This window comes from Tepidiphilus sp. HLB4 (assembly GCF_054823945.1).
This window is the reverse complement of the sequence record NZ_JSYB01000005.1, coordinates 1-23,939: the sequence shown is the minus strand read 5'-3', so window position 1 is coordinate 23,939 and position 23,939 is coordinate 1. Positions and strand designations below refer to the sequence as shown.

29 protein-coding genes are annotated in these 23,939 nt (G+C 66.5%); 28 read left to right on the top strand and 1 reads right to left on the bottom strand.

Annotated features, from left to right (window positions below; translation table 11 throughout):
- The first annotated feature begins 27 nt into the window (after window positions 1-27).
- From OA56_RS01010 to fabF, 8 genes are all read left to right on the top strand, one after another.
- Complete coding sequence (locus tag OA56_RS01010; protein ID WP_461583183.1) at window positions 28-498, top strand: YceD family protein; 471 nt, start codon at window positions 28-30, stop codon at window positions 496-498.
- Window positions 499-560: 62 nt separating this feature from the next.
- Window positions 561-740, top strand: a complete 180-nt coding sequence (gene rpmF / locus OA56_RS01005; protein WP_055424163.1) for a 50S ribosomal protein L32 — start codon at window positions 561-563, stop codon at window positions 738-740.
- Between the two features lie 82 nt (window positions 741-822).
- Window positions 823-1,881: a phosphate acyltransferase PlsX gene (gene plsX, locus OA56_RS01000; protein ID WP_141056353.1), complete on the top strand. Its 1,059-nt coding sequence runs from the start codon at window positions 823-825 to the stop codon at window positions 1,879-1,881.
- On the top strand, window positions 1,878-2,843 hold the full coding sequence (locus OA56_RS00995) for a beta-ketoacyl-ACP synthase III (protein ID WP_055424165.1): 966 nt from the start codon (window positions 1,878-1,880) through the stop codon (window positions 2,841-2,843). Before plsX ends, OA56_RS00995 begins: the two co-directional genes overlap by 4 nt.
- A gap of 14 nt (window positions 2,844-2,857) precedes the next feature.
- A complete protein-coding gene (fabD, locus tag OA56_RS00990; RefSeq protein WP_141056355.1) occupies window positions 2,858-3,802 on the top strand; it encodes an ACP S-malonyltransferase in 945 nt (314 codons plus the stop codon).
- Between the two features lie 21 nt (window positions 3,803-3,823).
- On the top strand, window positions 3,824-4,576 hold the full coding sequence (gene fabG / locus OA56_RS00985) for a 3-oxoacyl-ACP reductase FabG (protein WP_141056370.1): 753 nt from the start codon (window positions 3,824-3,826) through the stop codon (window positions 4,574-4,576).
- Window positions 4,577-4,659: 83 nt separating this feature from the next.
- A complete protein-coding gene (gene acpP / locus OA56_RS00980) occupies window positions 4,660-4,899 on the top strand; it encodes an acyl carrier protein (RefSeq protein WP_055424167.1) in 240 nt (79 codons plus the stop codon).
- 28 nt (window positions 4,900-4,927) lie between these two features.
- On the top strand, window positions 4,928-6,166 hold the full coding sequence (fabF, locus tag OA56_RS00975) for a beta-ketoacyl-ACP synthase II (protein WP_055424168.1): 1,239 nt from the start codon (window positions 4,928-4,930) through the stop codon (window positions 6,164-6,166).
- A gap of 360 nt (window positions 6,167-6,526) precedes the next feature.
- Here the strand turns inward: fabF and nadB are convergent, their stop codons facing one another.
- A complete protein-coding gene (nadB, locus tag OA56_RS00970) occupies window positions 6,527-8,137 on the bottom strand; it encodes an L-aspartate oxidase (protein ID WP_461583182.1) in 1,611 nt (536 codons plus the stop codon).
- Window positions 8,138-8,280: 143 nt separating this feature from the next.
- On the opposite strand from nadB, the gene rpoE reads away from it, so the two are divergent.
- The 20 genes from rpoE (at window position 8,281) to dnaB (ending at window position 23,815) form a co-directional block, all read left to right on the top strand.
- Window positions 8,281-8,883, top strand: a complete 603-nt coding sequence (rpoE, locus tag OA56_RS00965; RefSeq protein WP_028875091.1) for an RNA polymerase sigma factor RpoE — start codon at window positions 8,281-8,283, stop codon at window positions 8,881-8,883.
- Window positions 8,884-8,891: 8 nt separating this feature from the next.
- Window positions 8,892-9,428, top strand: a complete 537-nt coding sequence (locus tag OA56_RS00960) for a sigma-E factor negative regulatory protein (RefSeq protein ID WP_055424171.1) — start codon at window positions 8,892-8,894, stop codon at window positions 9,426-9,428.
- A complete protein-coding gene (locus OA56_RS00955) occupies window positions 9,428-10,396 on the top strand; it encodes a MucB/RseB C-terminal domain-containing protein (RefSeq protein ID WP_461583181.1) in 969 nt (322 codons plus the stop codon). The genes OA56_RS00960 and OA56_RS00955 overlap by 1 nt, the downstream gene beginning before the upstream one ends.
- 1 nt (window position 10,397) lies before the next feature.
- Complete coding sequence (locus tag OA56_RS00950; protein ID WP_072247982.1) at window positions 10,398-10,655, top strand: glutaredoxin family protein; 258 nt, start codon at window positions 10,398-10,400, stop codon at window positions 10,653-10,655.
- A gap of 58 nt (window positions 10,656-10,713) precedes the next feature.
- On the top strand, window positions 10,714-12,507 hold the full coding sequence (gene lepA, locus OA56_RS00945; protein ID WP_055424192.1) for a translation elongation factor 4: 1,794 nt from the start codon (window positions 10,714-10,716) through the stop codon (window positions 12,505-12,507).
- A gap of 34 nt (window positions 12,508-12,541) precedes the next feature.
- Window positions 12,542-13,330: a signal peptidase I gene (gene lepB / locus OA56_RS00940; RefSeq protein WP_055424173.1), complete on the top strand. Its 789-nt coding sequence runs from the start codon at window positions 12,542-12,544 to the stop codon at window positions 13,328-13,330.
- Between the two features lie 14 nt (window positions 13,331-13,344).
- Window positions 13,345-13,722, top strand: a complete 378-nt coding sequence (locus tag OA56_RS00935; RefSeq protein WP_055424174.1) for a DUF4845 domain-containing protein — start codon at window positions 13,345-13,347, stop codon at window positions 13,720-13,722.
- Window positions 13,719-14,405: a ribonuclease III gene (rnc, locus tag OA56_RS00930; RefSeq protein WP_461583180.1), complete on the top strand. Its 687-nt coding sequence runs from the start codon at window positions 13,719-13,721 to the stop codon at window positions 14,403-14,405. The genes OA56_RS00935 and rnc overlap by 4 nt, the downstream gene beginning before the upstream one ends.
- A 40-nt stretch (window positions 14,406-14,445) precedes the next feature.
- On the top strand, window positions 14,446-15,351 hold the full coding sequence (gene era / locus OA56_RS00925) for a GTPase Era (protein ID WP_055424176.1): 906 nt from the start codon (window positions 14,446-14,448) through the stop codon (window positions 15,349-15,351).
- Between the two features lie 6 nt (window positions 15,352-15,357).
- On the top strand, window positions 15,358-16,062 hold the full coding sequence (recO, locus tag OA56_RS00920) for a DNA repair protein RecO (protein ID WP_055424177.1): 705 nt from the start codon (window positions 15,358-15,360) through the stop codon (window positions 16,060-16,062).
- A complete protein-coding gene (locus tag OA56_RS00915; protein WP_141056362.1) occupies window positions 16,059-16,808 on the top strand; it encodes a pyridoxine 5'-phosphate synthase in 750 nt (249 codons plus the stop codon). Before recO ends, OA56_RS00915 begins: the two co-directional genes overlap by 4 nt.
- Complete coding sequence (acpS, locus tag OA56_RS00910; protein WP_141056363.1) at window positions 16,805-17,212, top strand: holo-ACP synthase; 408 nt, start codon at window positions 16,805-16,807, stop codon at window positions 17,210-17,212. Before OA56_RS00915 ends, acpS begins: the two co-directional genes overlap by 4 nt.
- Window positions 17,213-17,225: 13 nt before the next feature.
- On the top strand, window positions 17,226-18,287 hold the full coding sequence (gene nagZ / locus OA56_RS00905) for a beta-N-acetylhexosaminidase (protein WP_141056364.1): 1,062 nt from the start codon (window positions 17,226-17,228) through the stop codon (window positions 18,285-18,287).
- 12 nt (window positions 18,288-18,299) lie between these two features.
- Entirely contained in the window at window positions 18,300-20,099 is a 1,800-nt protein-coding gene (uvrC, locus tag OA56_RS00900; RefSeq protein WP_461583179.1) for an excinuclease ABC subunit UvrC, read from the top strand.
- A gap of 34 nt (window positions 20,100-20,133) precedes the next feature.
- Window positions 20,134-20,706, top strand: a complete 573-nt coding sequence (pgsA, locus tag OA56_RS00895; protein ID WP_055424182.1) for a CDP-diacylglycerol--glycerol-3-phosphate 3-phosphatidyltransferase — start codon at window positions 20,134-20,136, stop codon at window positions 20,704-20,706.
- A gap of 109 nt (window positions 20,707-20,815) precedes the next feature.
- Complete coding sequence (gene rpsF / locus OA56_RS00890; protein WP_461583178.1) at window positions 20,816-21,199, top strand: 30S ribosomal protein S6; 384 nt, start codon at window positions 20,816-20,818, stop codon at window positions 21,197-21,199.
- 15 nt (window positions 21,200-21,214) lie between these two features.
- Window positions 21,215-21,526, top strand: a complete 312-nt coding sequence (gene priB, locus OA56_RS00885) for a primosomal replication protein N (RefSeq protein ID WP_072247983.1) — start codon at window positions 21,215-21,217, stop codon at window positions 21,524-21,526.
- Window positions 21,519-21,767: a 30S ribosomal protein S18 gene (gene rpsR, locus OA56_RS00880; RefSeq protein ID WP_028875107.1), complete on the top strand. Its 249-nt coding sequence runs from the start codon at window positions 21,519-21,521 to the stop codon at window positions 21,765-21,767. Before priB ends, rpsR begins: the two co-directional genes overlap by 8 nt.
- Before the next feature lie 13 nt (window positions 21,768-21,780).
- Complete coding sequence (gene rplI, locus OA56_RS00875; RefSeq protein ID WP_055424184.1) at window positions 21,781-22,230, top strand: 50S ribosomal protein L9; 450 nt, start codon at window positions 21,781-21,783, stop codon at window positions 22,228-22,230.
- Between the two features lie 208 nt (window positions 22,231-22,438).
- Window positions 22,439-23,815, top strand: a complete 1,377-nt coding sequence (gene dnaB, locus OA56_RS00870) for a replicative DNA helicase (RefSeq protein WP_055424185.1) — start codon at window positions 22,439-22,441, stop codon at window positions 23,813-23,815.
- The last annotated feature ends 124 nt before the right edge of the window (window positions 23,816-23,939 follow it).

Here is a 23,939-nt window from a genome sequence, read left to right as displayed (position 1 = left end):
TATCGACTTATGTCGCAAAACGTGATTGTGTCCGATCCGCTGGCGTTCGCCCGGGATGCCGCTTCGCTCTCCGGCGAGTTCGGCTCGGCCGAGCTGCCGCGTCTGGCCGCTTCCTCGCTCGAGCTGGGGGCGGTGCGCTGGCATGTCTCGGGGCTGCGCCTCGAGGATGGCCGTGCCGCGCTCGAGGTGAGCGCGCAGGGTGTGGCAGTGCTGCGCTGCGAGCGTTGTCTGGAGCCGATGGACTGGGTCTTCGCCGTGGCGCGGCGCCTGTCGCTGTATCGCGCCGACGAGCTCATTCCCGACGAGGAGCTCGAGGACGAATCCTGCGACGCGATCCACTTTGCCGGCACGATTGACGTGGCGAGCCTCGTCGAGGACGAGATCCTGCTCGAGTTGCCCGTTTTTGCGCGGCACGAAGTCTGCGAGCCACCGGGGCCGTGGGAGGCAGGCGAGAAGCCGTCGCCTTTTGCAGTCTTGGCGCAGTTGAAGCGTTCGTGAGATAATACCCAGCTTTTTGGCCGGCATCGTCCGGCCGGTTCGAACGAGAGGAGTATCCGGTCATGGCCGTTCAGCAGAACAAGAAGTCCCCTTCCAAGCGTGGGATGCACCGTGCGCACCAGGCGCTGAAGAATCCGCCGATCGCCGTCGATCCGACCACGGGTGAAGTGCATCTGCGCCATCACGTCACGCCGAGCGGCTTTTACCGTGGCCGCAAGGTGATCGACGTCAGCGGCGAGTGATCCCTGCGTTTCTGCGCCCGATGATCTCGTGCAATCGTTCGCGCTGCCTGGTGCCGCGGTTGCACGTTTTTTGTGACCGATCATGACGGATTCCGAGAGCGAAGGCTCGCTCGTGCTCGCCGTCGATTGCATGGGCGGCGATCATGGCCCTCAGGTCACGCTGCCGGCGATCGAGGCGTTCTTGCGCCGGCGCTCCGGCGTGTCGGTGCTGGCGGTGGGGCAGCCAGAGGCGCTCGAAGCGGAAGTCGCGCGTCTGCGGCGTCGCTTTGGCGGGCGCATCGAGCTCGCGCCGGCTTCCCAGGTCGTCGGGATGGACGAGGCGCCCACTTCCGCCATGCGCAACAAGAAGGATTCCTCCCTGCGCGTGGCCATCGAGCAGATCAAGGCCGGCCGGGCGCAGGCGGCGGTCTCGGCGGGCAATACCGGGGCGCTGATGTCGATCGCGCGCTTCGTGCTGAAGACGCTGCCCGGCATCGATCGCCCGGCGATCGCCACGGTGCTGCCGGCGCGCGGCAGCCGCGTCTGGGTGCTCGACCTGGGGGCCAACGTCGATTGCACCGCCGAGCACCTGCGCCAATTCGGCATCATGGGGTCGCTGCTCGTATCCGCGGTCGAACAGGTGGAGCGCCCGCGGGTGGGGCTGCTCAACATCGGCACCGAGGACATCAAAGGCAATCAGGTGGTGCGCGAGGCCGCGGCGCTCTTGCGTACCACCGATCTCAATTTCGTCGGCAACGTCGAGGACATCTATTCCGGTCAGGCGGATGTGGTGGTGTGCGACGGCTTCGTCGGCAACGTCGCCCTCAAGACCACCGAGGGCCTGGCGCAGATGCTCGCGCTCATCCTGCGCGAGGAATTCAACCGCAATCTGCTCACCCGCCTCATGGGGCTGGCGGCCTATCCGGTGCTCAAGCACTTCAAGGCCCGCGTCGATCCGCGCCGCTACAATGGAGCGGTGCTGGTGGGGCTGCGCGGCGTCGTGGTGAAGAGCCACGGCGGGGCCGATGCCTATGCCTTCGGCCAGGCGCTGGATCGGGCGGCCGAGGCGGCAGCGCATCGCCTGGTCGAGCGCATCGAACAAAAAATGGCCGGGGCGTGGCCGCGGGCCGCTTCGCCCGTCACCGAGGTGTCATCGTCATGAGATTTTCCCGCATCATCGGCACCGGCAGCCATCTGCCCGGTGTGCCCATCACCAACGACGATCTGGTCGCGCGTGGCATCGAAACTTCGGATGAATGGATCCGCACGCGCACCGGCATCGCCGCGCGGCACTTCGCTGCCGAGGGGGAGATGGCGAGCGACCTGGCGCTCGTGGCCGCACGTCGCGCCTTGGAGCAGGCAGACTGCCGCCCCGACGACATCGACCTCATCGTGCTTGCCACCTCCACGCCCGATTACGTCTTTCCGAGTACCGCTACGCTTCTGCAGGCCAAGCTCGGCATGACCAACCGGGCGCCCGCCTTCGACGTGCAGGCGGTGTGCAGCGGCTTCATCTATGCGCTGGCGCTCGCCGACAAATTCCTGCGCCTGGGGGAGGCGCACCGGGCCCTGGTGGTCGGGGCGGAGGTCTTCTCCCGCATTCTGGATTGGAACGACCGCTCCACCTGCGTGCTCTTCGGCGACGGGGCCGGTGCCATCGTACTCGAAGCCGACGAACTGCCCGGCATCCTCGCCACGCGCCTGCACGCCGACGGGCGGCACCATGCCGAGCTATGGGTGCCGGGTCAGGTGGGCGCGGGCAAGGTACAGGGCGACCCCTTCGTGCGCATGGAGGGGCAGGCGGTATTCAAGTTCGCGGTCCAGGTGCTCGCCGAGGTGGCGCACGAGGTGCTCGATCTGGCCAAGCTTCCGGTGGAGGCGCTCGACTGGCTGATCCCGCATCAGGCCAACGTCCGCATCCTGCAGGCTACGGCCAAGCGCCTGGGCTTGCCGCTCGAGCGGGTCATCAGCACCGTGGATCGGCACGGCAACACTTCGGCGGCTTCCATTCCGCTGGCGCTCGATACCGGCATCGCCGAGGGCAAGATCCGTCCCGGCCAGACGCTGTTGCTCGAAGGGATCGGCGGCGGGTTTACCTGGGGCGCGGCGCTGCTGCGCTATTGAGGAGACGGAGAATCATGCGCTTCATGTTCGTGTTCCCCGGCCAAGGCTCGCAGTCCGTCGGTATGATGGCTTCTTATGAGGGGCTGCCGGCCATCCGTGAGACCTTTGTCGAGGCGAGCGACGTGCTCGGCGAGGATCTGTGGGAGATGGCCCAGTCCGGCCCGGCCGAGCGGCTCTCGCTCACGGTCAACACCCAACCCCTCATGCTCACGGCCGGCGTGGCCGTGTGGCGTGCCTGGCGCGCTCTGGGTGGCCCCGAGCCGGCGCTCCTTGCCGGACACAGCCTGGGGGAATATACGGCGCTGGTGGCTGCCGAAAGCCTGTCGTTCGCCGATGCGCTGCCTCTCGTGCGGTTGCGCGCCCAAGCGATGCAGGAGGCGGTTCCGGCCGGGGTCGGTGCCATGGCCGCGGTGATGGGGTTGGATGCCGCGGCCGTGGAAACCGTCTGTCGCCAGGCCGCTGCCGAGACCGGCGAGACCGTCGCCCCGGCCAATCTCAATGCCCCGGGGCAGATCGTCATCGCCGGGCACAAGGGGGCCGTCGAGCGCGCCGCGGCACTCGCCAAAGAGGCCGGGGCCAAGCGCGCCGTGCCACTACCCGTGAGCGCTCCTTTTCACTGCGAACTGATGAAGCCGGCCGCCGAGCGTCTGGCCGAGCGCCTCGCGGGCATCGCGCTGCGCCCGCCGCGCATTCCCGTGCTGCACAACGTCGATGTCGCCGAACACCGTGACCCCGAAGAGATCCGCCGGGCGCTCGTCGAGCAGGCCTGGCGCCCCGTGCGCTGGATCGAGACGATCGAAGAGGCGGCCCGCCGCGGCATCACGCACGTCTATGAATGCGGGCCCGGCAAGGTACTCGCCGCGCTCACCAAGCGCATCGTCAAGGATCTCGACGGTGGGGCGCTCGCCGACGCGGCGAGCCTGCGTGCGGCGCTCGAGGCGCTTGCTGCCCAGAGCTAACGAGGACAAGGGGAAGACATGATCCAGTTTCGCCTCGACGGCCAGACGGCCGTCGTCACCGGCGCCTCCCGCGGCATCGGACGCGCCGTCGCGCTCGCCCTGGGACAGGCGGGGGCCAAGGTGATCGGCACGGCGACCACCGATGAGGGCGCCGCCGCCATCTCCGAGGCGCTGCGCGCCGAGGGTATCGCCGGCGAAGGAATGCGGCTCGACGTCACCGACGCCGCTGCGGCCGCCGCCTTCATCGGCGCTGTCGAACGGGATCACGGTCCCATCGCCGTATTGGTGAACAATGCCGGCATCACCCGCGACAACCTCGCCTTGCGGATGAAGGACGAAGAGTGGGATGCCGTGCTCGACACCAACCTCAAGGCGACCTTTCGCCTGTGCAAGCTCGTACTCAAGGGGATGATGAAGGCGCGTTATGGCCGCATCGTCAATCTCACCTCCGTGGTGGCGCACTCGGGCAATCCCGGTCAGGCCAATTACGCCGCGGCGAAAGCGGGCGTGGCCGGCATGAGCCGCTCGCTCGCGCTGGAGCTGGGTAGCCGCGGCATCACGGTCAATTGCGTCGCGCCCGGCTTCATCGACACCGACATGACCCGGGCGCTCGGCGACGAAGCCCGCAACGGCCTGGCCGCCCGCATCGCCCTGGGGCGGTTCGGCGCGCCCGAAGAAGTGGCCGCGGCGGTGCTCTTTCTCGCTTCGCCGGCGTCCTCCTACGTCACCGGCGCGACGCTGCATGTCAATGGCGGCATGTACATGGCCGCTTGATGGTGTAACCTTCCGTTGCAAACTTCCCAAGTTTGGTAGAATAACCCCGTTTTTTCCACATCCCGTTCAAGGAGTTTCCTGAAATGGAAAACATCGAGCAGCGTGTCAAGAAAATCGTAGCCGAGCAGCTGGGCGTCAATGAATCCGAGATCAAGAACGAATCCTCGTTCGTCGACGATCTCGGCGCCGATTCGCTTGACACCGTCGAACTGGTGATGGCGCTGGAAGAAGAATTCGAATGCGAGATTCCGGACGAAGACGCCGAGAAGATCACCACGGTGCAGCAGGCCATCGACTACATCACCAATCACGTCAAGAAATAATCCTTTTTCTTCTCCCGCGGAGCCAACCTTGACCCGTCGCAGAGTCGTCGTCACCGGGATGGGGATCATTTCCCCGGTCGGCAATACCGTCGAAGAAGCCTGGGCCAACATCGTCGCCGGGCGCTCCGGCATCGTTCCCATCAGCCGTTTCGATGCTTCCGGTTTTCCGGTGCGCATCGCCGGCGAGGTCAAGGGGTTCGACGTCGAGGCCTACATCCCCAAGAAAGAAGCGCGCCGCATGGATACCTTCATCCACTACGGGATGGCGGCCGGCATCCAGGCCGTGCGCGATTCGGGGCTTGAGATCACCGAAGACAATTCCGAGCGCATCGGCATCAACATCGGCTCCGGCATCGGCGGTCTGCCGATGATCGAAGAGACGCACGGCGAATTCCTCAAAAGTGGCCCGCGGCGCATCTCGCCTTTCTTCATTCCCGCCACCATCATCAACATGATCTCCGGCCACCTGTCGATCCATTTCGGCATCAAGGGGCCGTGCCTGGCGATGGTGACCGCCTGCAGTACCGCCACGCACTGCATCGGCGAGGCGACGCGCATGATTCAGTACGGTGACGTCGACGTGATGATCGCCGGCGGGGCCGAATCGACCGTGACGCCGCTGGCGATCGGCGGCTTCGCCTCGGCCAAGGCGCTCTCCACGCGCAACGACGAGCCCGAACGGGCGAGCCGCCCCTGGGACAAAGACCGCGACGGTTTCGTGCTCGGTGAGGGAGCAGGGGTGTTGGTGCTCGAGGAATACGAGCACGCCAAGGCCCGCGGCGCGCGCATCTATGCCGAGGTGGCCGGCTACGGTATGAGCGCCGACGCCTTCCACATGACGGCGCCGTGCGAGGATGGCGATGGGGCGATGCGCTGCATGCGCAACGCGCTCAAAGACGCGCGGATGGCGCCCGATGAGATCGACTACATCAACGCCCACGGCACTTCCACGCCGCTGGGCGACGTGGCCGAGACGCTGGCGGTGAAGCGCACTTTCGGCGAGCACGCGCGGCAGCTGGTGGTGAGCTCGACCAAGTCCATGACCGGGCACCTGCTGGGCGCGGCCGGCGGGGTGGAGGCCGTATTCACCGTGCTCGCGCTGCATCAGCAGATCGTGCCGCCCACCATCAACCTCGAAGAGCCCGGCGAGGGGTGCGATCTGGATTATTGTCCCAACGTCGCCCGCCCCACGCGCATCCGTGCCGCCCTGTCCAATTCCTTCGGCTTTGGCGGCACCAACGGCACGCTGCTCTTCAAGCGGGTCTGATCCATGGAGGGTACGGCGCAGCCCTACCGGCTCGTCGTGCCCTTGCCGCGGTATTCGACCGGCCTGGCGCTCGCTCTGGTCGCGGCGGGGTTCGTCCTCTCCTTCGTATATTTTCCTTGGCCCAAGGCGGTCGCACTCGCCGTCGCCTTTGTGGCTGTCGGCATCCGGTGGCACCGGTCGTGTTCCGCTACGAAGGCCCTGTGGTTGTGGCCCGGCCACCACCTTGCATTTGCCGCGGACGATGCGCCGCGCCATCGCACCGACGCCTGGCGCTTCGGCCCCTGGGTGATCTTGCGCGCTTGCCCGCGGCGCGGCGGCCGCGGCGCAACTTATCTCATCGAGCTGCCGTCCTTGTCCGAGTCAGACCGTTGGGCTTTGGCGCACTGGTGTGCCACTGGCCGGCCGCCGCGGTCTTAGGATGGTATCGCGGGCGACCGGCAGCATCTCGGGATAGTCCTTGGTGTAATGCAAGCCGCGGCTCTCCTTTCGTCTGAGCGCGCAGCGCACGATGAGCTCGGCCACCGTCACCAGGTTGCGCAGCTCGATGAGGTCGTTGCTCACCCGGAAATTCGCGTAGTACTCGGCGATCTCGCGCTCCAGCAACCGGATGCGGTGCATCGCCCGCTGCAGGCGCTTGGTCGTGCGCACGATGCCGACGTAATCCCACATGAAGCGGCGCAGCTCGTCCCAGTTGTGCGCGATCACCACTTCCTCGTCGGCGTCGGTCACGCGGCTCTCGTCCCAGTCGGGCAGCGGCAGGGGCGCGCGCCGAGGCTGCGCCAGCATGTCCTGCACCGCGGCTTCCCCGAAGACGAGGCACTCGAGCAGCGAATTGCTCGCCAGGCGATTGGCGCCGTGCAGCCCCGTGCAGGTCGACTCGCCCACCGCGTAGAGGTGCGGCAGATCGGTGCGGGAAGCCAGATCCACCTTGACGCCGCCGCAGGTATAGTGCGCCGCCGGCACCACCGGGATCGGCTGCTTGGTGATGTCGATGCCCAGTTCCAGGCAGCGCGCGTAGATGTTGGGGAAATGGTTGCGGATCCAGTCCGCATTCTTGTGCGTGATGTCGAGGTAGACGCACTCGATGCCGAGCCGTTTCATCTCATAGTCGATGGCGCGCGCCACGATGTCACGCGGCGCGAGCTCGGCGCGCGGGTCGTGTTTCGGCATGAAGCGCTCGCCATTGGGCAGCCGCAAGATGCCGCCTTCGCCGCGCACTGCCTCGCTGATGAGGAAAGACTTGGCGTGCGGGTGATAGAGGCAGGTGGGATGGAACTGGATGAACTCCATGTTTGCCACGCGGCAGCCGGCACGCCAGGCCATGGCGATGCCATCGCCCGTGGCGGTGTCCGGGTTGGTCGAATAGAGGTAGACCTTGCCCGCGCCGCCGGTGGCGAGCACCGTGTGCCCGGCGGAGAAGGTGCGCACGTGTCCGGCCTGCCGGTCGAAGACATAAGCGCCGAGGCACCCCAGTTCGGGCCGACCGATCTTCGCGCCGGTGATGAGGTCGATCGCGATGTGGTGCTCGAACACCTGGATGTTCGGATGCGCTTTCACCTTGGCGGTGAGCGTCTGCTGCACGGCCGCACCGGTGGCATCCGCCGCGTGGATGATGCGCCGCTGCGAGTGTCCGCCCTCGCGGGTGAGATGGTACTGGCCGCGCTCGTCGCGCGAGAACGGCACCCCTTGGGCGATGAGCCAGTCGATGGCTTTCTTGCCGCGTTCGACCACGAAGCGCACGGCTTTCGGGTCGCACAGCCCTGCGCCGGCTACGAGCGTGTCGCGCACGTGCGCTTCGATGCTGTCGGCGTCGTCGAGCACCGCCGCGATGCCCCCTTGGGCATAGGCGCTGGCGCTCTCCATCAAGGTGCGCTTGGTGACGAGGGCGACCTTGTATTGGTCGGCGAGTTTCAGCGCCACGCTCTGACCAGCGAGGCCGCTGCCGAGGATGAGGACGTCGAAGTGTTCCATCGCGGACAGGAAAGAGGGGGTGGGGAATCGAAGGGTATCACAACGGCGGAACCAAATCGCCGCTCCCGAAGTCGATTTCGGCAAATGTCGGCGAAGCGAGTGGGTATAATGAACTTCCGACAGGGAAGTCAGGCTCGCTTTCGATGACCAACCGAGAAATCGACCAACAGCTCGTGGCGCGCGCGCGGCAAGGCGACAAGAACGCCTTCGGGCTGCTCGTGTCGAAATACCAGCGCAAGGTGCAGCGGTTGTTGTCGCGCCTGGTGCGCGACCCGGCGGAGGTGGAAGACTTGACGCAGGAGACCTTCATCAAGGCGTATCGGGCGCTCGACTCGTTTCGCGGCGACAGCGCCTTCTACACCTGGCTCTACCGCATCGCCATCAACACCGCAAAGAATCACCTGATGGCCTCCAACCGCCGTCCAGCGGTGAGTGCCACCGTCCATGAAACGGAGGAGGGAGAGACGTGGGACGAACTCGACACGCTCAGCGACAGCGAGACACCGGAAAACCTGCTCCTCACCCAGGAGATCGCCCAGACGGTGGAAGAGGCGATCCAGTCCCTGCCCGAAGAATTGCGCATCGCGATCACGCTGCGCGAGCTCGAAGGGCTCAGCTATGAAGAAATCGCCCAGGTGATGGGCTGCCCGATCGGCACCGTGCGCTCGCGGATCTTTCGCGCCCGGGAGGCGATCGCACACCGTTTGCGGCCGCTGCTCGACACGGCCCCAGATCGACGTTGGTAGGAAACGACATGATGCGCGACACGAAAACGACTCCAGAAGCGCTGTCGGCCCTGATCGATGGTGAGCTCGACGGCGCTGACGCCGCGTTTTGGGCCGAACGGCTCGCGAGCGACCCGGCATTGTCGGGGCGCTGGGCGGCCTATCATCTCATTGGCGAAGCGCTGCGCGGAGAGCTCGCCACGCCGATGCGTGATCTACGGGCATCCATCCTTGCCCGCATAGACGCCGAGGCTCCAGCCCTGGCAGTCGTGCCGCTGCCCCGGCGACCTGCCGCCAACGAGCCCCGTCTGCGCTGGATGGCCACGGCCGCCGCCGTGGCGGTGGTCGCCACCGCTGGCTGGGCCGTGTGGCAGGCGCCGCGTGAAGCGGGCGGCGAGGCCTTGCCCCTGCGCCAGGCTGCTGCCGATGCGGCTCCCCAGGTCCAGGAGGAGGCGAGCGTCGACGAGCGCTTCTACTGGGTGGCCTATGGCAACGCGCATGGGGCCAATGGTCCCGGCAGCCTTCGTTATGCCCGAGTGATGGCGCAGACGCGAGGTACGCATTGATGCCCGTGGCTCGCACACTGACGGTGGCGCTGTGCCTCGCTGCCGTGCTCGCCGCCGCCTCCGCCCGGGCGGCAGAAGACCTGCAGCGTTGGGTCGAACGGGCGCTCGCCCCTTCTGCCGCCGATTATCACGGTACGGTGGTCCTGCAGATCGGTGACAAGATGCAGACCCTGCGCGTGACCCATCTGCTCGCCGACGGCAAGCCCCTGGAATGGGTCGAGGTGCTAGAAGGCGCGCCGCGCGAGACCATACGCATCGGCGACGAGGTCCGCTGTTTCCTGCCCGAGGATCGCGTCGTCCTGATCGATCGCGCTGCCGGGGCCGCGGGGCTTTCCTATCATCCGGTCGGCTCCGTCGGTCGCATCGAATCGTCCTACCGTCTCGAATCCTTGGGCATGGACCGCGTCGCCGGGCGCGAGGTGTTCGGCGTGCGCTTCGTGCCGCGCGATGCCTTGCGCTTCGGGCAGGATTGGTGGATCGATCGGGAAAGCGCGGTCGTGCTCAAACGGGTGGTGTGGGAAGAAACGCCGGCCCGCGCCCTGGAAACGCAGACTTTCTCCGATTTTCATTTGGGCGCCGCGACCCAGACCGCCGTCGTCCGGCAGAAATTCTCCTCCCGCAGCGAGTGGCGGCACGTCGACCTGCGGGGCAAATCCGTTGGCGCCAGTGAAACCGGCTGGGAGTTCGGCGCCTTGCCGTCCGGGTTTCAGCTCGAGGGGATCCTGCAGCGCCGCGGTCCCTCGGGCAAGACGGTCACGCAGTGGCTCATCGGTGATGGGCTCGTTACCGTGTCGGTCTTCTTCGAGCCATGGGAGGGAACCGAGACCTCCGAGCAAGTCGAACGTTTCGGCGCGACGACGGTGGTGCGGCGCCAGGATCCGGGTGCCTTGCGTACCGCCATGGGGGAAGTGCCGTCTGCGACGCTGCAAGCCCTCTTGGCCGCCATGACGCGCAAAGGGGGGTCCTGAAGTGCCGCGTTCGCGCGAACTGTGGCTGCTGTCGCGCCCGCAATGCCATCTGTGCGATGAGATGCTGGAAGAATTGGCGCCCATCGCGCAACGCCATGGCTTTTCCGTGGTCAAACGGGATGTCGATGCGGATCCGGCCTGGCGCGAGCGCTACGGCCGGGCGATTCCGGTCGTGCTGCATGGCAACGTGGAGTTGTGCCGCCATCGCTGCGATGCGGCAAAAGTTCATGCCTATTTATCCCGTTTTCCGTTAGAATGATCCCAATGAACCGTCCTTGCCGCTCCTCACTGCCCTGCGGGGCTTTTTTTGTTTGCCGATGAAAAACATACGCAACTTCTCGATCATCGCCCACATCGACCATGGCAAGTCTACGCTCGCCGATCGGCTCATCCAGTATTGCGGCGGCCTGTCCGAGCGCGAGATGGAAGATCGCGTGCTCGACTCGATGGATCTCGAGCGCGAGCGCGGCATCACCATCAAGGCGCAGACCGCCACGCTCAGCTACCGGGCGCGCGACGGCCAGACCTACGAGCTCAACCTCATCGACACCCCGGGGCACGTCGATTTCTCCTACGAGGTGAGCCGCTCGCTGTCGGCCTGCGAGGGGGCGCTGCTGGTGGTCGACGCTTCCCAAGGGGTGGAGGCGCAGACGGTGGCCAACTGCTACACCGCGATCGAGCTCGGTGTCGAGGTGGTGCCGGTGCTCAACAAGATCGACCTGCCGCAGGCCGATCCGGAACGCGCGCGCGCCGAGATCGAAGACGTCATCGGCGTGGATGCGAGCGAAGCCGTGCTGTGCTCGGCCAAGACGGGGCTGGGCATCGAAGAGGTGCTCGAAGCCGTGGTGCGCCGGGTGCCGCCGCCGCGTGGCCGGCCCGACGCGCCCACCCGCGCGCTCATCATCGATTCCTGGTTCGACAACTACGTCGGCGTCGTCATGCTGGTGCGCGTGGTCGACGGGCGGCTCGCCCGCGGCGAGCGCATCCGCCTGATGTCGACCGGGGCCGAATATACGATCGAGCGGCTCGGCGTCTTTACGCCGCGCTCGCTCGAGCGCGACGCGCTCGAGTGTGGCGAAGTGGGCTTCGTGGTGGCCGGCATCAAGGAATTGCGCGCCGCCAAGGTCGGCGACACGATCACCACCTTGCCCCGCGCCGCCGCCGAGCCGCTGCCCGGCTTCCGCGAGATCAAACCGCAGGTCTTCGCCGGCCTCTATCCGGTGGAGTCGAGCGAATACGATTCCCTGCGCGAGGCGCTCGAAAAGCTCAAGTTGAACGACGCGGCGCTGCAGTTCGAGCCCGAGACCTCGCAGGCGCTGGGATTCGGCTTTCGCTGCGGCTTCCTGGGGCTGCTGCACATGGACATCGTGCAGGAGCGGCTCGAGCGCGAGTTCGGCCAGAACCTCATCACCACGGCGCCTTCGGTCGTCTATGAAGTGGTGCTGCGCTCGGGCGAAGTGCAGCGCATCGAAAACCCCTCGCGCCTGCCCGATCCGAGCAAGATCGAAGAGATCCGCGAACCCATCATCACCGCGCACATCTTCGTGCCGCAGGACTACCTCGGCCCCGTGCTCACCCTGTGCAACCAGAAGCGCGGCGTGCAGATCGACCTGCGCTACCACGGCCGCCAGGTGCACGCCATCTTCGAGCTGCCGATGAACGAAGTGGTGATGGACTTCTTCGACCGCTTGAAGTCCGTGTCGCGCGGCTATGCCTCGCTCGACTACGAATTCAAGGAATACCGCCCGGCCGATCTCGTCAAGCTCGACGTGCTCGTCAATGGCGAGAAAGTCGATGCGCTCTCGGTGATCGTGCACCGCGCCAGCGCCCAGCGCCGCGGTCGCGAGCTCGTGGAGAAACTGCGCAGCCTCATTCCGCGGCAGATGTTCGACGTGCCGTTGCAGGCGGCGATCGGCTCGCACATCATCGCGCGCGAGACGATCAAGGCGCTGCGCAAGAACGTGCTCGCCAAATGCTACGGTGGGGACATCTCGCGCAAGAAAAAGCTGCTGGAGAAACAAAAGGCCGGCAAGAAACGCATGAAGCAGGTCGGCAACGTCGAGATCCCGCAGGAAGCCTTCCTCGCGGTGCTGCGTACCGACGAAGCCTGAGCGGCCTTGCTGCACTCGTCCAAGGCAGGGAACCATGAATTTCGCGCTGATCCTCTTTCTGCTCACGCTCGCCACGGGCGTGCTGTGGGCGTTCGATCGCTGGGTGGCGGGCAAACGCCGCCCCGAGGGCGCTCCTGCACCCTGGTGGGTCGAATATGGAGCGAGCTTCTTTCCGGTGATCCTCGCCGTCTTTGCATTGCGCTCCTTCGTTGTCGAGCCGTTCAAGATCCCCTCCGGCTCGATGATCCCGACGCTGCTCGTGGGCGACTTCATCCTGGTCGACAAATTCTCCTACGGCATCCGCCTGCCGCTATTGAACCGCGTCGTCATCCCCGTGGGGCACCCGCAGCGCGGCGAGGTCATGGTATTCCGCTACCCGGCCGATCCTTCGGTCGATTACATCAAGCGCGTCGTCGGCTTGCCGGGGGATTACGTCGAATATCTCGACAAGAAGCTGCGCATCAATGGCGTGCCGGTACAATACGACCCGCTACCGGACTATTTCCATCCCGATCGGTTGTATTATTCCACCCGCTGGCGCGAGCATCTGGGAGAGCATCCGCACGACATCCTCGTCGATGACGTCGCCCCTCCTTTCGTCACGCAGCGGCTCGAGTTTCCCTATGCCGACCGCTGCGAATACAACCGGCGGGGAGTGCGCTGCTTCGTGCCGCCAGGCCACTATTTCGTCATGGGCGACAATCGTGACGGCAGCAGCGACAGCCGGGTGTGGGGCTTCGTGCCGGAGGAAAACATCGTCGGCAAGGCCTTCTTCATCTGGCTGAACCTCTCCGACCTGTCGCGCATCGGTCGAATCCAATGAAAAGGAGCGCAGGCATGGACACAGTGATGAGACGGGGGCAACGCGGGGTCAGCTTGCTGGGAGTGATCTTCTGGGGCGTGATCGTCGGCCTCGGGTTGATCCTCGCCCTGCGCATCGTTCCCGTCTATACCGAATATGCCGCAGTCAAACGCGCCATCTCCGAGCTCGCCCAGCGGGCCGAGCCGCAGACCCCGCCCTCGCAGCTGCGCAGCGAATTCGACAAGTTCGCCACGATCGATGATTTCACTTCCGTGAGTGGGCGCGACCTCGTCATCACCCGCGAAGAGGGGCGCACGAAAATCGAAGTCCATTACCAGCGCCTCGTTCCCTTGTTCGCCAACGTCAGCCTCGCCTTCGATTTCGAGGCCCACGGTACGATAGGCGCGCCATGAGTGAGGCAGGAAGACGGTGGCAGGCGCTGCAGGAGCGCCTCGCTTATCGTTTCCACGACCTCGGTCTGCTCACCACCGCCCTCAGACACCGTAGCGCGGGCGAAGGACACAACGAGCGCCTAGAGTTCCTCGGCGATGCCGCGCTCGACCTGGCGGTGGCCGAGCTCCTCTATGGCCGCTATCCCGAGGAGCCCGAAGGGATCCTCTCGCGCGCCCGCGCGAGCCTGGTGCGCCAGGAAACCCTGGCTGCGGCCGCCCTGCGCCTGGGGCTGGACGAGTTGCTCGTCATCGGCGAGGGCGAGCGGCGCGCCGGCGGCAACCGTCGCCCTTCGCTCCTTGCCGACGCGCTGGAGGCCATCGTCGGCGCGGTGCTGCTCGACGGTGGCTATGAGGCCGCGCGCGAGCTGGTGGCGCGCGTTCTCGAGCCGGAACTCGCCGCGCTCGGCCCGCTCGAACGCCTCAAGGATCCCAAGACCCGCCTGCAGGAATGGCTGCAAGGGCGGCATCACCCCGTGCCGCGCTACGAGATCGTCAGCGTCAGCGGCCCGGCGCACGCGCAGCACTTCAGGGTGCGGGCGCAGGCCGAGGCGATCGGGCTTTCCGCCGAGGGCGAAGGGCCCAGCCGCCGCGCCGCCGAACAAGACGCCGCCGCCAAGATCCTGGCGCAGTTGGGAGAGACCTGAACCCTTGCCCGCGCCCTGCGGGCACTTTGCCTGAGTTCCGATGAACGATACTTCTTCTGCTTCCGCCTTTCGCGCCGGCTATGCCGCCATCGTCGGCCGGCCCAACGTCGGCAAATCCACCCTCACCAACCGCCTCGTCGGCCACAAGGTGAGCATCGTCTCGCGCAAGCAGCAGACGACGCGCCACCGTGTCCACGGTATCCTCACCACCGACCGGGCGCAGTTCGTCTTCGTCGACACGCCCGGCTTCCAGACGCGGCACAAGCGCGCCCTCAACCGGCTGATGAACCGCACGGTCACCCAGGCGCTCTCCGAGGTCGACGTCATCGTCTTCGTGATCGAGGCTTGCCGCTTCACGGCCGAGGATGCTCAGGTCATGGACCTGCTGCCGGAGCACGTGCCGGTCGTGCTCGTCATCAACAAGGTCGACCGGTTGAAAGACAAGAAGCTGCTGCTGCCCTTCATCGCCGAAATGGCGCAGCGCCGCCCCTTCGCCGAGATCGTGCCGCTGTCGGCGGAAAAGGACGAGCACACCGACGAGCTCCTGCGGGCCCTCGAACCCTATCTGCCCGAGGGCGAGCCGATCTACGACCCCGACATGATCACCGACCGCAGCGAGCGTTTCCTCGCCGCCGAATACCTGCGGGAAAAAGTCTTCCGCCTCGTGGGCGACGAGCTGCCCTATGGCATCGCCGTGGAGATCGAGCGCTACGAAACCGAGGGAAACTTGCGCCGTATCTATGCTTCAGTGATCGTCGAGCGCGAACCGCACAAAGCCATCATCATTGGCCGCGGGGGTGAGCGCATCAAGCGCATCGCCACCGAGGCACGCCAGGAGCTGGAAAATCTGCTGGAGGCGCGCGTCTATCTCGAAGTCTGGGTCAAGGTGCGCAGCGGCTGGGCCGACGACGAACAGGCGCTGCGCTCTCTGGGCTACGACGGCTGAGGGCGCATGACGCGGCGGCAACGGGTCGAGGCCGAGCCCGCCTACGTCTTGCACGCGCGGCCTTGGCGTGAAACGAGCCTGCTGCTCGAGGTGCTCACGCTCGAACACGGGCGCTTGGCGCTTGCCGCCAAAGGGGCGCGCCGCCCTGGCTCCCAGCTGCGCCCGGTGCTGCTCACTTTCCAGCCCCTCGTGCTCGGCTGGAGAGGGGCGGGCGAAGTGCGTACCCTCACGCGGGCCGAGTGGGCGGGGGGTGTGCCGCTGCCGCGAGGAAGGGCTCTGTGGTGCGGGTATTATCTCAACGAGCTGGTGCTGCGGCTGCTCGCGCGCGAGGATCCCCATCGCGAGGTCTTTCTCGCCTATGACACAGCGGTGCGCGCGCTCGCCAGGGGGGAGGCGCTCTCGCCCGTGCTGCGCCGCTTCGAGCTCGCCTTCCTCGCCGCGCTGGGCTACGGTCTGGATTGGCCGCAAGCCGCAGCCGGGCGCTACCGCTTCGAGCCGCGTGCGGGCCTGGTGCTGCTTGCTGAGGGGGAAACGGCAAGATCAGGCGAGGCAATACTGAGCGCCGAGACGCTGGAAGACGTACGCGCCGGCCGCTGGAGCCGGCCGGAGACGCTCGCCGAAGTGCGCGCGCTCACGCGCCGGCTCATCGACCACGCCCTCGACGGGCAGGAATTGCAAGCACGACGCATGTTACGGGAGCTGCTCGAATGATCGAACTCGGAGTGAACATCGACCACGTTGCCACCCTGCGCCAGGCGCGCCGCACCTATGAGCCTGATCCGGTGTGGGCCGCGGTGGAGGCGCACCTCGGCGGGGCCGACGGCATCACGGTCCATCTGCGCGAGGATCGCCGTCACATCCAGGACGCCGACGTCCGGCGCCTGCGCGAGCTCACCCAGATCAAGCTCAATCTCGAAATGGCGCCCACCGACGAAATGGTGGCGATCGCCTGTTCCCTGAAACCCGAGATGGCCATGCTGGTTCCCGAGGGGCGCCAGGAGATCACCACCGAAGGGGGGCTCGACATCGTGCGTGACGAGGCCCGCCTGCGTGGCGTGGTCTCCCGTTTGCGCGACGCCGGCATCGTCGTCAGCGTCTTTCTCGATGCCGACCCCAGCCAGGTCGAGGCGGCGAGCCGCATCGGCGCCGAAGTGTGCGAGGTGCATACCGGTCCCTATGCCCACGCCTTCCATGCCGCCGGGCGCGATCTGGAGCGTCCCGCCGTGCAGGCCGAACTCGACAAGGTGCGCCGCGCGGGGGAGGCGATCGTAGGGCTGGGCATGCGCTTCAACGCCGGGCATGCCCTCAACTACTACAACGTCCAGCCGGTGGCGGCGCTACCGGGCGTGCGGGAACTGCACATCGGCCATGCCATCGTCAGCCGCGCCGTCTTCACCGGCCTGCGCGAGGCCGTGCGTGAAATGAAGCGGCTGATGCGCGAGGCCGCGGCCCGATGATCGTCGGCGTGGGTACCGACCTCGTGCGCATCGATCGCCTCGCCGCGGCGCTCGCGCGCCACGGCCCGCGCTTCGCCGCGCGCATTCTCGCGGCGCCCGAGCGGGAAGAGTTTTCTCGCGCGGCCATGCCGGAGCGGCTGCTCGCCAAGCGCTTCGCCGCCAAAGAGGCTTTCGCCAAGGCCTGGGGCACCGGGCTTGGGGCGGCGCTCGGCTGGCAGGATCTATGGGTGGCGCACGACGCGCGCGGACGCCCCTTCTTCGCCTTCGCCGAGGCGCTCGCGGCGCGACTCGCCGCGGCCGGCCTGCGGGCGCACCTGAGTCTGGCCGACGAGCGCGAGCACGCCGTTGCCTTCGTCGTGCTCGAGCGCGCCGAGGGCGAATCCCCGCTTTTCCCTCCCGCCTGAAAAGTTCCTTCTCATGGACCACACCGACCTGCCGCCCGGCCCCTTGATGATCGATCTCGCCGGCCTCGAACCGAGCCCGGAAGAACTGCGCCGTCTCGCCCATCCGGCCGTGGGCGGCGTCATCCTCTTTGCCCGCAACTATCGCGATTCGGCCCAGCTCGCCGCCTTGGTCCAGGCGATACGTTCTGCCCGCCCCGGGCCGCTGGTCATCGCCGTCGATCAGGAAGGTGGGCGCGTGCAGCGTTTCCGCGGCGACGGCTTCACCCCGGTCGCCCCCATGCGCCGGCTCGGCGATGAGTACGAACGCGACCCCGAACAGGCGGTGGCGCTCGCCTACGACGTCGGCCTCGTCCTCGGCGCGGAACTCGCCGCGCACGGCATCGATCTCACTTTCGCGCCGGTACTCGACGTCGAAGCTGGCGTGAGCGCGGTGATCGGCGATCGCGCCTTCAGTCACGATCCCGCCGTGGTCGCGCGCCTTGCCCAGGCGCTGGTGGCGGGGCTTGCCATGATGGGGGTGCGCGCCGTCGGCAAGCATTTTCCCGGCCACGGTGCGGTGGCGGCCGATTCGCACGAGACGCTGCCCGTCGATTCCCGCCCCTTCGAGGTGATCTGGCAGCGCGACCTCGTGCCATATCGTCATCGCCTGTTGCGTTCGCTGGCCGGCGTCATGCCCGCCCACGTGCGCTATGAACGCTGTGCCCCGGAACCTGCGGGGTTTTCCGCCTTCTGGCTGGGCGAAGTGCTGCGCCAGCGGCTCGGTTTCCGTGCTGCCGTCCTCTCCGACGATCTCGGTATGGCAGGCGCCGCAGCTGCCGGGGATGAGCCTCAGTCCCGCGTCGCGGCGGCGCTGTCGGCCGGCTGTGACCTGGCGCTCGTGTGCAATCGCCCCGACTGGGTGGCGCACCTGCTCGAAGCGGCGTGGCCCCAGGCGGCACCCGATGCGATCGCCCGCCGCCAAGGACTGCTCGGTTCTCCGCGCATCCCCGATCCCTTCGAGCTCGAGCTCTTCGAACCCTACCTGCAGGCGCGCGAGCGCGTACGCGACTGGTCGCAGCGCCATGCCTGGTTCTGATCCGTTCCTGCCATGAAGTTCGACGCTTCCGCTTTCCTGCAGACGGTGCCCGAATCGCCCGGCGTCTATCGCATGATCGGCGCCGACGAGACCGTGCTCTACGTCGGCAAGGCGAAGAACCTGCGCCGACGCCTGGCGAGCTACTTCCGCGCCCGGCTGCCGAGTCCGCGCATCGCCTTGATGGTGCGCCAGATCGAACGCGTCGACATTTCGCTCGTGCGCTCCGAGGCCGAAGCGCTCATCCTCGAGAATCACCTCATCAAGACGCTGGCGCCGCGCTACAACATCCTCTTTCGTGACGACAAATCCTATCCTTACATCCGGCTCACCGGCGGCGACTTTCCCGCCATCCAGACCTACCGCGGTGCCCTGCACAAGGGGGAGCGCTATTTCGGCCCCTATCCGAACGGCTGGGCGGCGCGCGAGAGCATCCAGCTCGTGCAAAAGCTCTTCGAGCTGCGCACCTGCGCCGATTCGGTGTTCCGCAACCGTTCGCGCCCTTGCCTGCTGCATCAAATCCACCGCTGCACCGCCCCCTGCGTCGGCAAAGTGAGTGCAGAGGAATATCGGCAGCAGGTCGAAATGGCCGCGCGCTTTCTCTCCGGCAAGTCGACCGAGGTGATCGAGACGCTCACCGTGGCGATGAATGCGGCAAGCGAGCGGCTCGACTTCGAAGAGGCCGCCCGGCTGCGCGACCGCCTCCGGGCGCTGCAGTCGGTGCTGCACCAGCAGGCGGTCGACAGCCGCCGCGACGAAGACGTCGACATCCTCGTCGTCCTCGCGCACGCCGGGCTCGTGTGCGTGAACCTCGCCATGGTGCGCGGCGGGCGGCATCTCGGCGACCGTCCCCTCTTCCCGCAGCAGGCCGAGGGCGCCGAGCCGGTTGACGTGCTGCACGCCTTCCTCGAGCAGCACTACCAGGACCGGCCTTGGCCCGATCGCATCCTCACCAACCTCGCTTCGCCGGAACTCGCCGAATTCGTGGAATTCCTTGCCGAACGCCCCATTGCCGTGAGCGCCGGGCGCGGTGCCACCGACCGCGCCTGGCTGGAGATGGCCGAAGCGAACGCCCGGGTGGCGATCGAGGCGCGTGCGCGCGGCGGTGAGCGTGCCCGAACCCAGCTGCAGGAGCTGGCTGCGACGCTCGACCTGCCCGAGCCGCCGCGGCGCATCGAATGCTTCGACATCAGCCATACCATGGGCGAGGCCACCGTGGCCTCCTGCGTCGTCTGGGAGGGGGAGGGGATGAATCCCTCGCAATACCGGCGCTACCACATCGAAGGCATTACGCCGGGCGACGACTATGCCGCCATGCGCCAGGTGCTCACCCGCCGCTATGAGCGGGTCGCCGAGGGCGAGGCGCCGCGCCCGGATCTCGTGCTCATCGACGGCGGCAAGGGGCAGCTCGAGGTCGCCGCCCGGGTGCTCGACGAACTCGGGCTCGAGCTGCCGCTCGTGGGCGTGGCCAAGGGCGAAGCGCGCAAGCCCGGCCTCGAGACCCTCGTTTTCGCCGACGGACGGGCGCCGCTGCAGCTGCCACCCTCCTCGCCGGCGCTGCATCTCATCCAGACCGTGCGCGACGAGGCGCACCGCTTCGCCATCACCGGACACCGCGCCCGCCGCGCCAAGGCCCGCACCGGTTCCCGCCTCGAGGACATCCCCGGCATCGGCCCCAAACGGCGCAAGGCGCTGCTCGCAGCCTTCGGCGGGCTCGACGGAGTGAAGGAGGCCACCGTCGAAGACCTATGCCGCGTGCCCGGCATCGACCGGCAGCTCGCCCAAACCCTCTATAATGCGCTGCACGGCCACTGACGGCAGACAGGCGCACGAAGGAACATGGCGAACGATGCACTGGAACATTCCCAATCTCCTCACCTGGGGGCGAATTGCCCTCATCCCCGTCTTCGTCCTGCTCTTCTATCTTCCCCAGGGCTGGCTGCACCCCCAAGTCATCAATCTCTGGGCCACCGTCATCTTCACCGTGGCCGCGATCACCGATTGGCTCGATGGCTACCTCGCCCGTCGGCTCAGGCAGCAGTCGCGCTTCGGCGCCTTCCTCGACCCGGTGGCCGACAAGCTGATGGTCGCGGCCGCCCTCATCGTCCTCGTCGATCTGGGCCGGGCGCATGCGCTTGCCGCCCTCATCATCATCGGGCGCGAGATCACCATCTCGGCTCTGCGCGAATGGATGGCCGAACTCGGCAGCCGCGGCTCGGTGGCCGTGGCCTTCATCGGCAAGCTGAAAACCACCGTCCAGCTCATCGCCATCCCCGTGCTCCTCTACTGGAGCCCCTTGCCGCACTTCGATACCCCCTTCTGGGGGCAGGCGATGCTCTGGCTGGCAGCCCTGCTCACCATCGTCTCCATGGTCTATTACCTTCGCCGCGCCTGGCCGCTGCTGCGCGAGGGCATGGCCTGAACGTCTGTCGCTTGCTGGACAACCCCATCGTTCGCCGCTATACTAATCGTTTCCCTTGCCTCACCGGACCGCATGCCGGGAGGCTGCTCGTCAACCACAAGGAGTCTACATGCGCCACTACGAAATCGTCTTCATCGTCCATCCGGACCAGTCCGAACAGGTTCCGGCCATGGTCGAGCGCTACCGCAACCTCATCACCGGCCGCGGCGGCAAGATCCATCGCCTCGAAGACTGGGGGCGCCGCCAACTCGCCTATCCCATCCAGAAAGTGCACAAGGCGCACTACGTCCTGATGAACATCGAGTGCGACGGCGAGACTCTCAGCGAACTCGAGACCGCCTTCAAATTCAACGACGCCGTGCTGCGCCACCTCACCGTGCGCATGGACAAGGCCGTCACCGAGCCTTCGCCGATGATGAAGGAAGAGAAGTCCCGCTCCCTGCTGGAAGCGCCAGCGGCCGAATCCGCCGCCGAAGCCAGCCCGGCGGCCTGAGGCTTTGTCCGCCCGGTGTGCAACCGCGTGGAACTCGACGGCGTGCTGATCTCCAGCCGCGGCCTGCGCTACACGCCGGCAGGCATCCCGGTCTTCGAGGGCGTGCTCGCGCATCGTTCGACGCAGACCGAAGCCGGAGCCGAGCGCCGCATCGAATTCGAGCTCGGCATCAAGTCCTTGGGGGAATGCGGACGCCGGCTCGCCGAACTGCCGCTGGGAACCCGGATCCGCTGCCTCGGCTTCCTCGCCGCTCGCACCCTGAAGAGCCGCACGCCCATTCTGCATATCACCGAATTACGACACATGGAAGGAAACGAACATGGCTAGACCCGAACGGGGCGGACGCGGATTCTCCCGCCGCCGCAAATACTGCCGCTTCACGGCCGAAGGCATCGAGCAGATCGACTACAAAGACGTCGAGCTGCTGAAAGACTTCATCACCGAAGTCGCCAAGATCATGCCGGCGCGCATCACTGGCACCAGCGCCCGCTACCAGCGCCAGCTCGCCACCGCCATCAAGCGTGCCCGTTTCCTGGCGCTGCTGCCCTACACCGACCAGCACGAGTGAGCGGAGGCCCGACATGCAAGTCATCCTGATGGAGAAGGTCACCAACCTCGGCAACCTCGGCGACATCGTCAAGGTCAAAGACGGCTACGCGCGCAACTACCTCATTCCCCAGAAGAAGGCCAAGCGCGCCACGCCCGAAAACATCGCCGAATTCGAACGCCGCCGCGCCGAGCTCGAGCGCCAGCAGGCCGAGAAACTCGCCGCCGCCCAAGCGCTCGCCTCGCGCCTCGAAGGCATCACGGTGCAGATCACCCGCAAGGCTGGCGAAGACGGCCGTCTCTTCGGCTCGGTCACCAACATCGACATCGCCGAAGGTCTGCAGCAGCTGGGCTATGACATTCCCCGCGCCCAGATCCTCATGCCTCAAGGCCCGATCAAGAGCGTCGGCGAGACCGAGCTCGAGATCGCGCTGCACACCGACGTGCGCGTCACCATCAAGGTCTCGGTGCTCGGCGAGCACTGATTCCTGCCGTACGCCTCGCCCGACGAGCGCCGTGCCTTCAGGTCCGGCGCTCGTTGCTTTTTCGGCGTTAGAATGAACCCATGCCTCGGGTCTCGAGATCCGCGGGGCAACTCCCGACGGGAACCTCCTCTTCACAGAGATAATCTGGCGTGGGAGCGGTGTAACCTTTTCCAAGCCATTTCGCCCGGTCACGGGTGTGGATTGAACCATGTCTGACGAACTTCTGCTCGCTCCTTCCTCCACGGGTTTCAAACTACCGCCGCACTCGCTCGAAGCTGAACAGGCGCTGCTCGGCGGGCTGCTCCTCGACAATACCGCCTGGGATCGCGTCGCCGATCTCGTCGGTCCCGACGACTTCTACCGCGACGAGCATCGGCGCATCTTCCGCCACATCAGCCGCCTCGTCGAACAAGGTCGCCCCGCCGACGTCGTCACCGTCCACGAATCGTTGGAAAAAAGCGGAGAGGCGGAAGCCGCCGGCGGCCTCGCCTACCTTGCCGAACTCGCCAACCAGACGCCGTCGGCTGCCAACGTCCGCCGCTACGGCGAGATCATCCGCGAGCGCGCCATTCTGCGCAAACTCATTGCCGTGGCCGACGAGATCGCCGCCTCCGCCCTCAGCCCCATGGGGCGCGAAGCCAAGTCCTTGCTCGACGAAGCCGAAGCCAAGATCTTCGAGATCGCCGAAGCCGGCGCCCGCAGTCTCACCGGCTTCATCCCCATCGGGCAGGCGCTCAAGCTCGTCGTCGACCGCGTCCAGGAACTCTACGACCGAGCCGACCCCAGCGAGGTCACCGGCATTCCCACCGGCTACGTCGATCTCGACGAAAAGACCTCTGGTCTGCAACCCTCCGATCTCATCATTCTCGCCGGTCGCCCCGCGATGGGGAAGACGACGCTTGCGCTCAACATTGCCGAACACGTCGCCATCCATCAGCGCCTGCCGGTGGCCGTTTTCTCCATGGAGATGCCCAGCACCCAGCTCGCCACGCGCTTCCTCGCCTCGCTCGGGCGCATCGACATGCAGAACTTGCGTCGAGGGCGCCTCTCCGACGACGATTGGCAACGTCTGACCGCCGCCATGGGCAAGCTCTACGAAGCCCCCATCTTCATCGACGAAACCCCTGGCTTGAACCCGATCGACCTCCGTGCCCGCGCCCGACGTCTCGCCCGCCAATGCGGCAAGCTCGGACTCATCGTCATCGACTATCTGCAGCTGATGACCGGCACCCGCGAGAGCGACAATCGCGCCACCGAACTCTCCGAAATCTCCCGCTCGGTGAAGTCCCTCGCCAAAGAGCTCAACGTGCCCATCATCGCACTCTCCCAGCTCAACCGCAGTCTGGAACAGCGCCCCAACAAGCGCCCGGTCATGTCGGATCTGCGCGAATCTGGCGCCATCGAACAGGATGCGGACATCATCATGTTCATCTACCGCGACGAAGTCTATAACCCCGACACGCCCGACAAAGGCGTGGCCGAGATCATCATCGCCAAACACCGAAACGGTCCTACCGGAACCATCCGCCTCAGCTTCTTCGGCGAGCACACCCGCTTCGAGAGCTTCGCCTCTGCGGCGTTTTGAAGCGAGCCGGCGCTGGCATCGGCTGCCTCTATGAAGGGATAAGCAAAAACCGCGCCACATCTCTTTGCGCCCCCTTGCATTCTGTGGCGCGACCCCCTACAATGCGCCCTCTCTCGCGCTGCTG

Coding starts and splice junctions, on each gene's coding strand:
- plsX (WP_141056353.1), top strand. CDS start 823: ATGACGGATTCCGAGAGCGAAGGCTCGCTCGTGCTCGCCGTCGATTGC.
- OA56_RS00935 (WP_055424174.1), top strand. CDS start 13,345: ATGGACACAGTGATGAGACGGGGGCAACGCGGGGTCAGCTTGCTGGGA.
- pgsA (WP_055424182.1), top strand. CDS start 20,134: ATGCACTGGAACATTCCCAATCTCCTCACCTGGGGGCGAATTGCCCTC.
- recO (WP_055424177.1), top strand. CDS start 15,358: ATGACGCGGCGGCAACGGGTCGAGGCCGAGCCCGCCTACGTCTTGCAC.
- era (WP_055424176.1), top strand. CDS start 14,446: ATGAACGATACTTCTTCTGCTTCCGCCTTTCGCGCCGGCTATGCCGCC.
- rpsR (WP_028875107.1), top strand. CDS start 21,519: ATGGCTAGACCCGAACGGGGCGGACGCGGATTCTCCCGCCGCCGCAAA.
- rnc (WP_461583180.1), top strand. CDS start 13,719: ATGAGTGAGGCAGGAAGACGGTGGCAGGCGCTGCAGGAGCGCCTCGCT.
- OA56_RS00995 (WP_055424165.1), top strand. CDS start 1,878: ATGAGATTTTCCCGCATCATCGGCACCGGCAGCCATCTGCCCGGTGTG.
- rpmF (WP_055424163.1), top strand. CDS start 561: ATGGCCGTTCAGCAGAACAAGAAGTCCCCTTCCAAGCGTGGGATGCAC.
- lepB (WP_055424173.1), top strand. CDS start 12,542: ATGAATTTCGCGCTGATCCTCTTTCTGCTCACGCTCGCCACGGGCGTG.
- uvrC (WP_461583179.1), top strand. CDS start 18,300: ATGAAGTTCGACGCTTCCGCTTTCCTGCAGACGGTGCCCGAATCGCCC.
- acpP (WP_055424167.1), top strand. CDS start 4,660: ATGGAAAACATCGAGCAGCGTGTCAAGAAAATCGTAGCCGAGCAGCTG.
- OA56_RS00960 (WP_055424171.1), top strand. CDS start 8,892: ATGATGCGCGACACGAAAACGACTCCAGAAGCGCTGTCGGCCCTGATC.
- OA56_RS00955 (WP_461583181.1), top strand. CDS start 9,428: ATGCCCGTGGCTCGCACACTGACGGTGGCGCTGTGCCTCGCTGCCGTG.
- rpoE (WP_028875091.1), top strand. CDS start 8,281: ATGACCAACCGAGAAATCGACCAACAGCTCGTGGCGCGCGCGCGGCAA.
- dnaB (WP_055424185.1), top strand. CDS start 22,439: ATGTCTGACGAACTTCTGCTCGCTCCTTCCTCCACGGGTTTCAAACTA.
- acpS (WP_141056363.1), top strand. CDS start 16,805: ATGATCGTCGGCGTGGGTACCGACCTCGTGCGCATCGATCGCCTCGCC.
- nagZ (WP_141056364.1), top strand. CDS start 17,226: ATGGACCACACCGACCTGCCGCCCGGCCCCTTGATGATCGATCTCGCC.
- rpsF (WP_461583178.1), top strand. CDS start 20,816: ATGCGCCACTACGAAATCGTCTTCATCGTCCATCCGGACCAGTCCGAA.
- nadB (WP_461583182.1), bottom strand. CDS start 8,137: ATGGAACACTTCGACGTCCTCATCCTCGGCAGCGGCCTCGCTGGTCAG.
- OA56_RS00915 (WP_141056362.1), top strand. CDS start 16,059: ATGATCGAACTCGGAGTGAACATCGACCACGTTGCCACCCTGCGCCAG.
- rplI (WP_055424184.1), top strand. CDS start 21,781: ATGCAAGTCATCCTGATGGAGAAGGTCACCAACCTCGGCAACCTCGGC.
- fabD (WP_141056355.1), top strand. CDS start 2,858: ATGCGCTTCATGTTCGTGTTCCCCGGCCAAGGCTCGCAGTCCGTCGGT.
- lepA (WP_055424192.1), top strand. CDS start 10,714: ATGAAAAACATACGCAACTTCTCGATCATCGCCCACATCGACCATGGC.